Raw genomic sequence first — 12,238 nt, forward strand, 5'->3', positions numbered from 1 at the left:
GCTTTCACCCTTTAAAGCACCGCTTTAACGTGGTCTGGAGCGGCCCTCAAAAACTTCCTACTAACAAGAAAAAGAGGCTCGACCCGAAGACAGAGTTCTGCCTCGGGTCGAGCCTCCTTTTGACTGGTTTCTATAGGCTCTTTTCTTATTTAACTATTAAATATGATTGATACCTAAACCGATTGTTTCGTGTTCCAATCCTTTAATGGGCGCGCCAATCGTTCCATACAGTGCGACTGCGATCCATTCGCCTTCCTCTTCATTTTTGTAAGGTGTTCCCCTTACGATGGAGAATCGGAGGCCGACCGTTCGGAGGACTTCCCCGATCTGGGTGTGTCCCCTGGTCACCCCGGTAAGGGCTTCCATGGTCGCGTGATACAGCGCGTGCATTTCACGATAGAGATCTTCTCGTACAAGATCACTTCTTTTTGCTGCCGTTTCGATGGCAGCGACAATTTTTTGACTGTCCATGGAGCCGATCTTGCCTGTGCAATAGCTCCAGTTCAATTCATTAAAATGCCGGTTCCACTCTTCCTCTTCCTGATCGAGGAGCAGGAGCAGCATGGCATTCTTTCCAATTTTGGTATGATCCATTTTATCCAAGTGGCATTCGCACCTTAACTAGAAAATTCTAAAAATACTAATAACTACTTATATTGTATGGTGAACACTGCGATAGGTCAACGAAAAATGTCGCGATTTTAGAAACTTAGAGAGGTAGTTTGGTAGCGTGGTAAAGAGGTTGAAATGATTTATGAGAATTAGTTACTGAGGGTTGTAAGCTTCATTAAAAATAGACGTCCCTAGAAATCAGGTTCGCCTGGTGGCTCCTTTATGAATCTTCTTGTTTGTTGCCCTTTCCTTTATATACATCAGGATTTTTCAGAAAGTATGTAATACTCCCTCCGTCGCATTTATGACTCAGGTAGGAGAGGATATCCTGCCTGTCCGCATCATTCAAAGTATCTTTACTCGGAAAGCGGGCACGGATATTCAACTTGCCTTCCCCATCTTGGTTTTCAAGCACGATTTTACAATCCAGGGGTTTACAATCCCTGTCATCGACACGCACAAATTTAAACGGAATGGAATGCTTTGAATCGATTGGTAGCGCAAACAACGTGCTGAACCCTACCGTTTCAAGGATCTTATCGGAATACATGATTCCTTCTAAAGCGTGAGAGAAGCCCGGCGGTCTGCTTACTACGACCAGTCGATTGTGGTATTGCTGGCCCTGGAATAAAACGAGGTGTTTTTTGGGTGTAGTCACGATTTTTCTTGATACGTGGAAATCTTCGAAAACCAGAATGAATTCTTTGTTCATTACTTCCTCCTTTTTGAGCTTGAATTTTAACTAGGAATATTTTCCTATAATTTACAATTCGACATCAATTTCCGTTTTCCTGTAAAAAGTTAATCTTTTTTACAAACTTTTTATATTTTCCAAATGCCCGTCCCTCACTGCGTTATATCGCCACCGAGGGGCGGGCATCAATATGCTATTATTGCTCTCTCCTCCCAGTGTATATAATCCTCTCGTTTTCTTGAATGAAACAGATAAGTTTATTGGAGTGGGTACTACCATGCTGAGGATTGATCATATATAGTTCAAAAAAATTTTTGTCGTTTTCTTTGTTGTTAGAAAAGAAGTGCACCCGCTTTTTTCCATAGTCCCCTGCCCGGAAGTAACTTTTCTTTTTCTTTGTTACGTGAAAGCACACCTTGCTGGAAGCAAAGTCATTTCGATTCCAATTCTTCTCTTTCCTATAAGTTGTTGCAGCATTTCGATTACTGCTTTTAGTACTCTCTGGCTTCTTCTCTCTCATTCATTTCTCCACCCTTCATTCTTTTACAACAACAAATGACAATATTTTACTTTTTATCATACTACTGATTAACGGAATTTGGTACAGTGAATTATCTTGATAACAATTTGAAAAGATCATATACTTTTCAAATTGTCGAATAATCCGGATACCGAAGTTAAAAAGATTATCTTGAAGGAAAAAGGGATAGTCGGTGAAAAGTATGGAATTGGAATTACACGAAGAGTTACAGCGATACCGAAAAGAAGTACTCGATTTGTCTCAAGGAGAAGCTGCAGAGCGGCTCAACATCGGATCAAGCAGTCTGTCCAATTACGAACGCGGAAAAAGGGAAATACCCTCAAAAATGCTTCGCAAATTTAAAGAAGTGTATAAAATCCCAACAGAAGAAATGAATCGCATCATCTATGGAGAGAAAGCAGGGGAATATACCACTGACCCATTGGTCCTGAGGGAATCATTCGAGGATGAGGAAACAACTGCAATCATCAAAATGCTGAATGATCATCCTAAATTAAAGCGTACTTTAGCTTCCCTCACCTATCAAACAGAGAAACGAAAAGAAAAGTTCGCCAGCCAGGTAAGCTCACTCTACAACTACGCTCAAGATTGGTAATGAACCGGAGGGAACTTCCTTACATTAACGTAAAAAAGCACTCTATTAGCCCATTTGGGATTAGAGTGCTTTTTCGTTTTGGAATGTATATTCACTTTGTAGTTCTTGTTTTAGCCAATTTAACATTTTATTTGCATCCATGTTTCCCTGCTGTCCTTTGTCGAATGCTTTTTGCATGACAGAGAGAACATGCTGCTCCTTGCTGACTTTCTTATTCAAAAAGACAACCTCCTACACATTTAAACAGGTTTCTACTACTTTAATACACTAGTTGTCGAAAGTTCAAACATCAATTAATAGATATATTACCATATTTATACACTTACCAAAAGTAAAAACATTAAAAATAGTGACTTTTTAACTATTTTTATCCTTGTGTTTATGACGATAAAAAATAGGGAAGATGGTAAAATATTCGTAGGGTTCTGAATAAAGGCAAAATCATCGAAAGGTGATGACGCAAAGCTATAGGGGCTATCCAACGCCAGCCAGCTACCAAAACCAAGGAGTGATAAAATTTGTCGTTTTTAACACCAGAGGAAATAATGATTAAAAAGAAAAATCGCAAAATTATGATGTACGTAGGTATTTTCACGGTAACAACCATCGTTGTTGCAGGAACCACTCTTCTCACTTATGGGTTCTAATTCTAAAAAGGCGTCTTTTGACGCTTTTTTTTATTGGTTTCTTCTATTATTCTACAATATATGGAAAAGTTCTCGTTTTTTCGATAGAATATTAGATGCAGCCTATACTACTTGGAGGAAACCGCTATGAAAAGAGAAATAAATATTTTCAAGGGGCTAAAAAGTCCTTCTTTCTTTTTCTATGACCTGTCAACCACTGAAAATCCAAAAGGGTACTTAAAGAACATATTTCGTCTGATCCTGTTATCCGTCCTCGCTTTCGGTTTAATTTCCTCGTTCGGTATAGGGATGGACCCACTTTCCAAAAAGCTAAACACACTTGCCCCTACTTTATATGAATTAGAGAAATTTCTGTTCTTCTCAGGAAGAGTCCTAAACGGGCTATTCTATTCCATCATCATCCTTTTTATTCCAAGCATCATTTTCTGGACGATCTCCGAAAAAGGTGAATATCGCAAACTCGTAATCGTTCAAGGGTTAGTCCTGCTCATCCTATTACTCGAGCGTTTAACCTATATCCCATTATCTCTATTTTTCTCACTGGATTGGTTCTCGTCTCCCCTTTCACTTGGAGTCATCGCCCAATACATAACATCGAAGCCATGGGTTATTTATTTCTTGGGAAGTTTCTCCCTGTTCAAAATCTGGATTTTCTACATCCAATACAAAGGACTGAAACGACTCACCGAACAAAAGAATTGGCTCATATGGACCGTCATCTTACTAACGAATCTATTTTTCTGGGCTATCACTGCATTTTTAGCCTATATCGATTTTTCTACATTAATTTAACGTCTAAAGGCTGGGATCATTATGAATAAACGAAAATTATTATATACCGGTCTCTCTTTGTCCCTCCTATTCGTCGGGGCGAATGCATACCTGATTGAAAAAGCAAAGAGCAAGGTTGACCGGGAAGTCAGGATTGAAGAATGGGACGCATTTGATAAAGACGACCTGCAAAAAGAGCTTCCCAAATCCGGTGTCGTCACATCTGCTGAAGAAACCTACCTTTATTTCAACGATGAATTCGGCTCCTTCAAGAAGTTCCTCGTGAAAGAAGGCGACGAAATAAAAGCAGGTACGCCTCTATATGAATATGAAGTAACCGACTATACAGGGCAAAAAGATGTTCTCGAATCAGAAGTCGACCAGCTAGAAGATGAGATCGACAGCATCGAAGACAACATCTCTGATCTCGAACGGCTCGAGAACTCTCTTCCTTCCACTTATGATGAAGAAGAGATGCCACTCGAAGCAAGTGCCCTTGAAACAGAATATGATATAAAGAAGGAGATTGCCTCCCGGGAACTTGAGATTGACCGCCTGGAAAATCAAATCGACAGTCTGGAGCGTCAAATTTCCGACTTGCAATCATACGAAACGACACTGACAGTTGAAAGCAGCGGTGAGGGGATCGTTAAAGAACTTTCCCACTCCGTCCAAAATCCACTGATCACGATTTCTTCTGAAGCTACGGTGGTCACGACTGATCTGACGGAAAAAGAAATCATGGAAGTCGAAGAAAAAATGAATGCAAAAGTGCAATCCGAAGTTGAAGAAAAGACTCAAAAAGGAATTGTAACGGATGTCTCTGCTCTTCCTAAAAGAGATCCTCATCTAGAAACAGACAGCATGTATCCGATAAAGATTCAGCTGCAGGATGAAGACAACAAACTTCTCCCAGGTCATCATGTACTAGTGTCAGTGATTACGGATGAAGTGAAGAACACATTGGTCGTTCCTGTGACGGCTGTTGAAAAATCAGGCTCTAAAAAACATGTCTGGGTGCTGACTGATAAAGGTGTCGTGAAGAAGAAAACCGTTGAAACCGGTCTTCAGGTTGTCGGTAAAGTACAGATCAAATCCGGCGTGAAAGCAGGAGAATATTTTATCATGAATCCTGATGAAGTCCCTGCATTAAGGAACGGTGCTTCATTTATCACAGCTCTCGACTGGGACAAGATCAAATTGAGGGATCTGAAGAAAATGGACAGGCAAACTGTTTGGGAAAACCTGCTATTAGGAATATTAGAAAGAAAATAACCGTTTGATGATTCCCGCTCCTTGCTTGGAGCGGGGCTTTTTTATACATAGTCTCTTTATGAGTGTTGATACTAAGTGTATCTGACACCATGTTAAAGGAGACGATTCCATGAAAATCTTCAAATCCCTGCTTATTGTCACCATCCTTCTATCCCTGCTTGCATTCTCCTTCCCCGCTACCTGCGGATTTGCCTCTGTCCCACCTAAGAAAAATGTGATCTTCATGATCATGGACGGCACCAATTCAGACATCGTCACGCTTTCAAGATGGTATAAAGGATCCGGGCTCAACTTGGACAACATCCTGGTCGGGGGCGTACGCACCTATTCCGGTGAATCTGCCATCACGGACTCTGCGGCTGCAGGGACGGCAATGGCGACCGGTGAGAAAACAAGGGCGGACTATATTGCCATGAACGCTGACGGCAAACCTGTCTTGACCGTTTTGGAAGCAGCCAAGCTATCAGGATATGCAACGGGAATCGTCTCGACCTCCCCTGTCCAGCACGCAACGCCGGCTGCCTTCACGGCCCACGTCCTCAATCGCGATGAATTCGGAGACATCGGCGAACAGCAGGTCTACCAGAACCTAGACGTCATCCTCGGCGGCGGGGCAGCCTGGCTCAAACCAAAATCCAAAAACGCCGTAAAAAACGACGACGACATGCTCAAAACCAAACAAACCTCCCGCGAAGACGGAGAAAACCTTATGAATAAGATTAAATCCGATCCGCTTTACTCCTTTACCGCAACGAGGGACGGGCTTTCAAAAAATCGTGGATCCGAGAAGTTGTGGGGAGCGTTTGCAGAGGAGGATTTAGCCTATGACTTGGACCGGAAGGCTTTGAAGCCGTATGAGCCAACACTTGCCGAGATGACGAAGGCGGCCATCGAACGACTATCAGTTAATGAGAAAGGTTTCTTTCTGATGGTGGAAGGCAGTAAAGTGGATTGGGCGGCTCATAAGAATGATCCTGTCGGGATGATCAGTGAGGTGCTGAGCTTTGACCGGGCTGTCGGTGAGGCATTGAAATTTGCTGAGCGTGACGGCAATACCATGGTCGTCGCGGTAACGGATCACGGCAACAGCGGGTTGACGCTTGGTAATCGGGATACAGATAAAACGTATAAGCGTCAGCCAATGGAAACCTTCACAGGACCGTTGAGAAAAGCCCAGTTTACGGTTAAAGGTGCAGCTTCCCAATTGAAGGATGACCGTTCAAATTTGAAAGATGTGTTGAAATCTTACGGGCTGTCTGGTTTGAGCAAAAAAGAATATTGTGTGATGAAAGAAGCCAAGGACACCGAGAACGAAATGGTCAAACTGCTTGCTAAGCGGGCGAATATAGGTTTCTCCACCCATGGCCATACTGGTGAGGACGTATTTCTTTATGGATATGGCCCCGGGAAGCCTGCTGGGTTGATTGAGAATACAGAGATTCCCTCAGTTTTTGCCAGATATCTTGGATTTTCTTTAGACAGTTTTTCAGATTGGTATGTGGATGGGAAGGAATTTTTCAGGGAGAAGGGCTATAAGGCGTTGATTGATAAGCGTGATCCCAAGAATCCTGTGCTTGTCGTTACACGTGGCGAAGAGGAGCTTCGGTTCCCAGAGAATAAGAATTTCTATTTGAGGAACGGTGAGGCTGTTGAGTTGAAGAGTGTGAATGTTCATAGCGGGGGGACGTTTTATGTTCATTGGGGGGAGTAGGGTGTTTTGGGCATAGGTGGTAGAGTCTGGCTTAATGTTTGTATACTGTCCTACGGGTAATCTCCTTGGAGACTGTAGTATTTTCACCGTAGACACATAATTGTACCTTGGTACCGGTCATTGGTAGTTGGCGTTGGGCTGGGGTCGGGGTGCCAGGCTCAAAAAAGTTGTTTTGAGCCTGGCTCGATTGCCCCAATTTGAGCCTGGCTCAGATATTTCAACTGGTACATCCCCCTTTTATCAGTACCAGATACACAAAATAAAGACACACACCTACTCTCCCACTCACCACCAATCGACATTTCCCGAGAAATATCTCCCCCGCCCTTCCACAACTTCCGCACTTTTCCCTCTTTTATTCCAATCCCCACCCCATATGCGTTATAATAAAAGAATGCGATTTTATAGATGGGAGAGATTGTTCGATGGCGATTCGAATTGAAGAATTGAAAGATAAATTAATTCCGATGAGTCGGGCGATACAGGGCGAGTTGAACCCTGGCACCGACGAAGGAAGAAATATTGTCTCAAAAGGGCTTCTTTTGTTTCGCCAGAACCTGGTATCGAACGTAAAGGTCCGCGATGAGGAAGCAAGCGCCGACGTCCAGGATGTGACGCCTGTTTCGGTGCGCCTGGACCTGCAGTTTCCTCTGCTGAGCAAATGTTCATGCCCCTACTCCGGCTGGTGCCGTCACCAGATGGCGACTTTTTTCATGATTTACAACAAGGTGGCACGGGTCAGCGAATGGATCCAAGACTGGCGCAGCCAGGAAAGCTCTCCCGCTTCGGACACAGGTGACAAGTCTTCACTGGATGAATTATTGAAGAAACACAGCGATTCCGGTGCCCTCCGTAAAGCCAGTGACTTATTACAGGAACGGAAAACACGCGGAAATACACCGGATGAATGGTGGGAGTTCTTCGAGACGCTTTTACAGAAAGAAGACCTGCAGCTGCTTGAAAGACAGCCCTATTTGATGGACGTCATCATCCAGAACATCTACAAACGATTTAACAAAGAAGCACCGTTCGAACGGGAATGGAAGCCCCTTTATCAGCTGTTCGCTACCTTCTTCCTGACACTGAAGGTGGATTTATTTTTACAGAGAAGGGACATCGCATTGAACCGGGAACAGTATGCCCTGTTCGACTTTCTCTTGGATGAAATGGAGGATGCGGTCGAGAAGCTCTCGGTCCATGCGATGCCGTTCAGCTTCGATCCGTTCATTGCCTTTTTGAAGGAAAAATCGAGAGAAATGAGTGAGGATCCGAAACACAGTTCTGAGATCAAGGCGGAGGTGTACCGCTTCATCTGGTACTACCTGTTCAAGCAAAAAGCGTGGCGCCGTGAGGAAGTGAAACGGCTGGAAGCTGCCGAATCACAGGATGATTCGTTCATAAAGATTGCCCTTCTTCATCAATATTTATTGCTTGAAGAGATGGAAAAAGCAGAGGAAATGGTAGATAAAATCGGAACAGAACTGGTTGTTCATTCTGAGTTCTGGCTTGTAAAATTCGTCCTCTCAAAGCGATATGAAGCACTGCTTCTGTTGTTGAAGGCCATATTAACAAGACTTCCTTCTTACATCGAGGAACGGGATCATTATGAAGCTTCGAGCTTCGTACGCTGGTTCGTCCGGAAGCTGCCGACGGAATGGCTGATGGAAAGAGATCCCGCCTTCTTAAGGGAACTGCTGCTGTCCATGCTGCCGTTCAGCTATTACAGCTACACAGAATTCCTGCTTAACGCAAAATCCTACCGCGAGTGGGTGGAACTGCAGAAATATATGGGCTATTCAATCGCTGAGATGGAAAACATAGGTCTTCGTGAGGTCTACAAAGAGTCTCCGGAGCTTGCACTGCCACTCTATTATAACGGTGTCATTGATGCGATCGAACAGAAGAACCGTGACAGCTATAGGCAGGCTGTCAGGTACTTGAAGAAAATCCGTACGATTTATAAGAAGCTAAAACAGACCGACAAATGGGATGCTTATATAGAGTACATTCTAGAAAAATACAAGCGATTACGTGCGTTTCAAGAAGAATGCAGAAAGGGTAAGTTGATCGATGCTTAAACTGTCTTCCGTGAAAATCAATGTAGACGCAACCAAATATGGAGACCGCTTCTTTCTGACAGCAGAAAACGGTGATGGAGAGAAGCTGCACCCTTCCGACTGGAAAAGTCAGCTGTTCCTGTGGCATGAAGATACCCATTACGGGACGCTTCTTAACGACACCATCGTGAACGACGGGATTGTCGTGTCTCAGTGGCAGCTGCTTACGCTTCTCGCTCAGGAGCATTTCAGCGGGATGGTGGAATGGGACTGGGACGAAGCCGGTCAGGCGTGCAATGCAATTGCCCCCGTCCTCTATGAAGCAATAGAAGCAGGACGATGGCTTCCCCGCTTCGATGAATGGCAGGAAACAGGGCTCCAGTTTCACATCCCCGATGAAGTCTGGGAAAACTTCAATGAAGAGTTCTGGAAACAGGACATCCCTGAAGGCCCGTCCCTCGCCGCTTTAACGCAGCAGTGGTTTGAAGGGTCGTTGAATGAGGCGATGGAGGCCGGCGGGTCAGAGGCGATGAAGAGGATCCAGAAACTGAAGGAGAGTACACTGACTTCGGAGGAGCTTCATGCTTATTTTGATGAGAAGCGCTGGAGTGAGTGGATTCGCGGCGAGGAGGATGACGAGCTTCCGTTTTCAATCGGACTTCGCATTTCCGAGCCGCTCGATGAGGATGAAACGTGGCAGCTTGAGACGATTTTGCGCGACCGCAAGAAGGAGAAGCGTGTGATTTCGTTGGCGGATGATACGGTTCCCCCTTCTTGGAAAAGGTATTTGCCACAAGTCCGTGAAGAGCAGGAACGCTGGCTGAAGATGATCCCGATGCTTCGCGACACGGGCGGAATTCTGACCGATTCCCTCAGCGAGCACGATGCGTGGGATTTCTTATCGGTTCTGAGTGAAAAGCTGATCGACCTTGATATCGAAATCCTCCTCCCTTCCTGGTGGGAAGCGATGAAGGATGCTCATGTGCTGGTGAAGGCTAAGCTGAAAAACACAGATACGAGCTACCGCCCATCTTTTGTCGGATTGAATGCCATGCTCGATTTTGACTGGCGCTTATCAATGAACGGGGTCAATTTGTCGGAAGAGGATTTTAATAAGCTGGTAGATGACCAAAGGCGACTGGTGAAAATCCGCGGGCAGTGGATGAAGCTCGATCCCGCGATGATCCGCCGCATTCAGCAGATGATGACGAAGGCGAAGCAGGAAGGCATCTCGATTCAGGATATGCTGGAGCAGGAACTGGTACCGAGGGATGAAGATGATGCAGCTTTGGAACAGGACGACGAGTATGATCCGTATAAATATGCCCGTATTCAGCTGGAGCTGAACCGCTCCCTGAAAAAACTTGTAAGTCAGCTGACGAATGTGTCATCGATTCCTTTAGTGGAAACGCCTCAGGATTTTAACGGGGAACTTCGGCCTTATCAGCAGCTCGGAATGAGCTGGATGCTATTTTTACGAAAATTCGGTTTCGGTGCATGCCTTGCCGATGACATGGGACTTGGGAAAACGGTGCAGCTCATCACCTATTTATTACATGTGAAGGAGACCGAGAAACCGGAGACGCCTGCTTTGATTATCGCGCCTACCTCTGTGCTCGGAAACTGGCAGCGTGAAATCGAGAAGTTTGCGCCCGATTTAAAGGTCCATCTTCATTATGGTTCTTCCCGTGCAAAAGAAGAAAAATTCGCTGAGCGGATTGCAGGTATGGATATCGTGCTGACCTCTTACGGCTTGTCTCACATTGATTTTGACGAGCTGTCTGACGTGGAATGGAGCTCCATCTCCCTGGATGAGGCACAAAACATCAAGAATGCGAACACAAAACAATCACGTGCGATCCGTAAGCTGAATGGAAAGCATCATATCGCACTGACGGGAACGCCGATGGAAAACCGCCTATCCGAGCTGTGGTCCATCTTCGATTTCTTGAATCACGGCTACCTCGGAGGGTTCACGCAGTATCAGAAAAACTATATTGCTCCGATCGAAAAGGATGAATCTCAGGAAAAGGTCCGCGAGCTTCAAGCAAAAATCAAGCCGTTCCTGCTGCGGAGAACGAAGAAGGATCCGGAAGTCGAGCTCAACCTTCCTGAGAAGATCGAGCAGAAGGAATACTGCAGCTTGACGGCTGAACAGGCGGCGCTTTATGAGCAGCTCGTGCAGGAAACATTGACCAAAGTGGAAACGTTGAGCGGGTTCGAGCGCAAAGGATTGATTTTACAGATGCTGAATCAATTAAAACAGCTTTGTAACCATCCCGCTCTTTACCTGAAAGAGCCGTCTCCTCGGTCAATCCTAACACGTTCTGAGAAAATGCAGAAGCTGAAAGACATCGTGGAAACCGCATTGGAGTCAGGTGAGGGTACATTAATTTTCACCCAATATATCTCAATGGGCGAGATGATCCAGGAAGTCATGAAGAAAGAGTTCGCGGTCGATGTGCCATTCTTGAATGGCAGCATGGCCAAAGGCAAGCGCGATGAACTTGTCGAACGATTCCAAAACGGTGAGTTCCCTGTGTTCCTACTTTCCTTGAAGGCTGGCGGTACTGGCTTGAACTTAACTGCTGCCAATCACGTTGTCCACTATGACCGCTGGTGGAACCCTGCTGTGGAGAACCAGGCGACCGACCGTGCTTACCGCATCGGGCAGAAACGATTCGTCCATGTTCATAAGCTGGTTTCGTCAGGTACTCTTGAGGAGAAGATCGATGCGATGCTCGAGAAGAAGCAGGCGTTGAACGATGAAATCATCAGAAGTGATCAGTGGGTTACGGAGTTATCGGATCAGGATCTGCAGTCGTTGTTGGTGTTGGAATAGATTTTGTGTTAGACCCCTTTCTTTTTGGAGAGGGGTTTTTCTTTTGCACTGAAATCAACAGCGATGTTCAGCAGTACAAAACCACAAAAAACAGCCGGTTCCTAAGAAACCGACCCTACATGAAGACATATTGGGGAACTTACTACACTACTTCACTACTTACTTACGATATTCTATTTCTAACGAGGTATGTTAGAGGGATGACGCGGTGGTATGATGACAATTGGACTTTGAGACATAACTTATAGGTTGGACAGAAATTATTTGGGATGTTCGTTTGAAGGTTTCTAAGTTGGAGAGATATCGAGGTTCCTTATGATGTGGTCTGCAGGACAGGGTTCGTATATTCATATCCTTGTTCAAGTGCGGTGACTCGTTGTGATAGGTAGAAATTCTCGACGTTTGCCCGTGCTACTTTCTTGATCAAATCTTCGTTCAGCTTTTCCAGTCGATCGATTCGCTGCTCCAGCGTTTGCAGGGTTGCCACATGTTC

At 45.0% G+C, this 12,238-nt stretch carries 10 protein-coding genes and 1 riboswitch; of the genes, 6 read left to right on the top strand and 4 right to left on the bottom strand.

The annotated features are described in order from the left end of the window. Window positions 1-156 precede the first annotated feature (156 nt). Window positions 157-603: a hut operon transcriptional regulator HutP gene (gene hutP / locus ACUXV2_RS18475; protein WP_446244612.1), complete on the bottom strand. Its 447-nt coding sequence runs from the start codon at window positions 601-603 to the stop codon at window positions 157-159. A 229-nt stretch (window positions 604-832) separates the two neighbouring features. Further along, on the bottom strand, window positions 833-1,324 hold the full coding sequence (locus ACUXV2_RS18480) for a hypothetical protein (protein WP_446244613.1): 492 nt from the start codon (window positions 1,322-1,324) through the stop codon (window positions 833-835). Window positions 1,325-2,028: 704 nt separating this feature from the next. Between ACUXV2_RS18480 and ACUXV2_RS18485 the strand changes: the two genes are divergently transcribed. Further along, window positions 2,029-2,442, top strand: a complete 414-nt coding sequence (locus ACUXV2_RS18485) for a helix-turn-helix domain-containing protein (protein ID WP_446244614.1) — start codon at window positions 2,029-2,031, stop codon at window positions 2,440-2,442. 60 nt (window positions 2,443-2,502) lie between these two features. Here the strand turns inward: ACUXV2_RS18485 and ACUXV2_RS18490 are convergent, their stop codons facing one another. Further along, window positions 2,503-2,661 carry a hypothetical protein gene (locus ACUXV2_RS18490; protein ID WP_446244615.1) on the bottom strand — a complete coding sequence of 53 codons (159 nt, stop codon included), beginning with the start codon at window positions 2,659-2,661 and terminating at the stop codon, window positions 2,503-2,505. A gap of 205 nt (window positions 2,662-2,866) precedes the next feature. Continuing rightward, window positions 2,867-2,942, top strand: a riboswitch (cyclic di-GMP riboswitch). A gap of 273 nt (window positions 2,943-3,215) precedes the next feature. On the opposite strand from ACUXV2_RS18490, the gene ACUXV2_RS18495 reads away from it, so the two are divergent. The 5 genes from ACUXV2_RS18495 (at window position 3,216) to ACUXV2_RS18515 (ending at window position 11,745) form a co-directional block, all read left to right on the top strand. Next, window positions 3,216-3,881 (top strand): hypothetical protein, encoded by a 666-nt coding sequence (locus ACUXV2_RS18495; protein ID WP_446244616.1) that lies wholly within the window; start codon window positions 3,216-3,218, stop codon window positions 3,879-3,881. Window positions 3,882-3,902: 21 nt separating this feature from the next. Then, window positions 3,903-5,135 (top strand): efflux RND transporter periplasmic adaptor subunit, encoded by a 1,233-nt coding sequence (locus ACUXV2_RS18500; protein WP_446244617.1) that lies wholly within the window; start codon window positions 3,903-3,905, stop codon window positions 5,133-5,135. Between the two features lie 109 nt (window positions 5,136-5,244). Continuing rightward, the gene (locus tag ACUXV2_RS18505; RefSeq protein ID WP_446244618.1) at window positions 5,245-6,846 is read left to right on the top strand and encodes an alkaline phosphatase; all 1,602 of its coding nucleotides are present in this window, start codon (window positions 5,245-5,247) and stop codon (window positions 6,844-6,846) included. 425 nt (window positions 6,847-7,271) lie between these two features. Next, complete coding sequence (locus tag ACUXV2_RS18510; protein ID WP_446244619.1) at window positions 7,272-8,924, top strand: SWIM zinc finger family protein; 1,653 nt, start codon at window positions 7,272-7,274, stop codon at window positions 8,922-8,924. Continuing rightward, window positions 8,917-11,745: a DEAD/DEAH box helicase gene (locus tag ACUXV2_RS18515; RefSeq protein ID WP_446244620.1), complete on the top strand. Its 2,829-nt coding sequence runs from the start codon at window positions 8,917-8,919 to the stop codon at window positions 11,743-11,745. The genes ACUXV2_RS18510 and ACUXV2_RS18515 overlap by 8 nt, the downstream gene beginning before the upstream one ends. Before the next feature lie 313 nt (window positions 11,746-12,058). Here ACUXV2_RS18515 and ACUXV2_RS18520 read toward each other — a convergent pair whose 3' ends face one another. After that, window positions 12,059-12,232 carry a hypothetical protein gene (locus ACUXV2_RS18520; RefSeq protein WP_446244621.1) on the bottom strand — a complete coding sequence of 58 codons (174 nt, stop codon included), beginning with the start codon at window positions 12,230-12,232 and terminating at the stop codon, window positions 12,059-12,061. Window positions 12,233-12,238 lie beyond the last annotated feature (6 nt).

The sequence above is a fragment of the Rossellomorea sp. NS-SX7 genome (assembly GCF_052828565.1).

What these genes read in the sequence shown, in the direction of transcription:
- ACUXV2_RS18480 (WP_446244613.1), bottom strand. Translation starts at nt 1,324, where the DNA reads ATGAACAAAGAATTCATTCTGGTTTTCGAAGATTTCCACGTATCAAGA.
- ACUXV2_RS18485 (WP_446244614.1), top strand. Translation starts at nt 2,029, where the DNA reads ATGGAATTGGAATTACACGAAGAGTTACAGCGATACCGAAAAGAAGTA.
- ACUXV2_RS18495 (WP_446244616.1), top strand. Translation starts at nt 3,216, where the DNA reads ATGAAAAGAGAAATAAATATTTTCAAGGGGCTAAAAAGTCCTTCTTTC.
- ACUXV2_RS18500 (WP_446244617.1), top strand. Translation starts at nt 3,903, where the DNA reads ATGAATAAACGAAAATTATTATATACCGGTCTCTCTTTGTCCCTCCTA.
- ACUXV2_RS18505 (WP_446244618.1), top strand. Translation starts at nt 5,245, where the DNA reads ATGAAAATCTTCAAATCCCTGCTTATTGTCACCATCCTTCTATCCCTG.
- ACUXV2_RS18510 (WP_446244619.1), top strand. Translation starts at nt 7,272, where the DNA reads ATGGCGATTCGAATTGAAGAATTGAAAGATAAATTAATTCCGATGAGT.
- ACUXV2_RS18515 (WP_446244620.1), top strand. Translation starts at nt 8,917, where the DNA reads ATGCTTAAACTGTCTTCCGTGAAAATCAATGTAGACGCAACCAAATAT.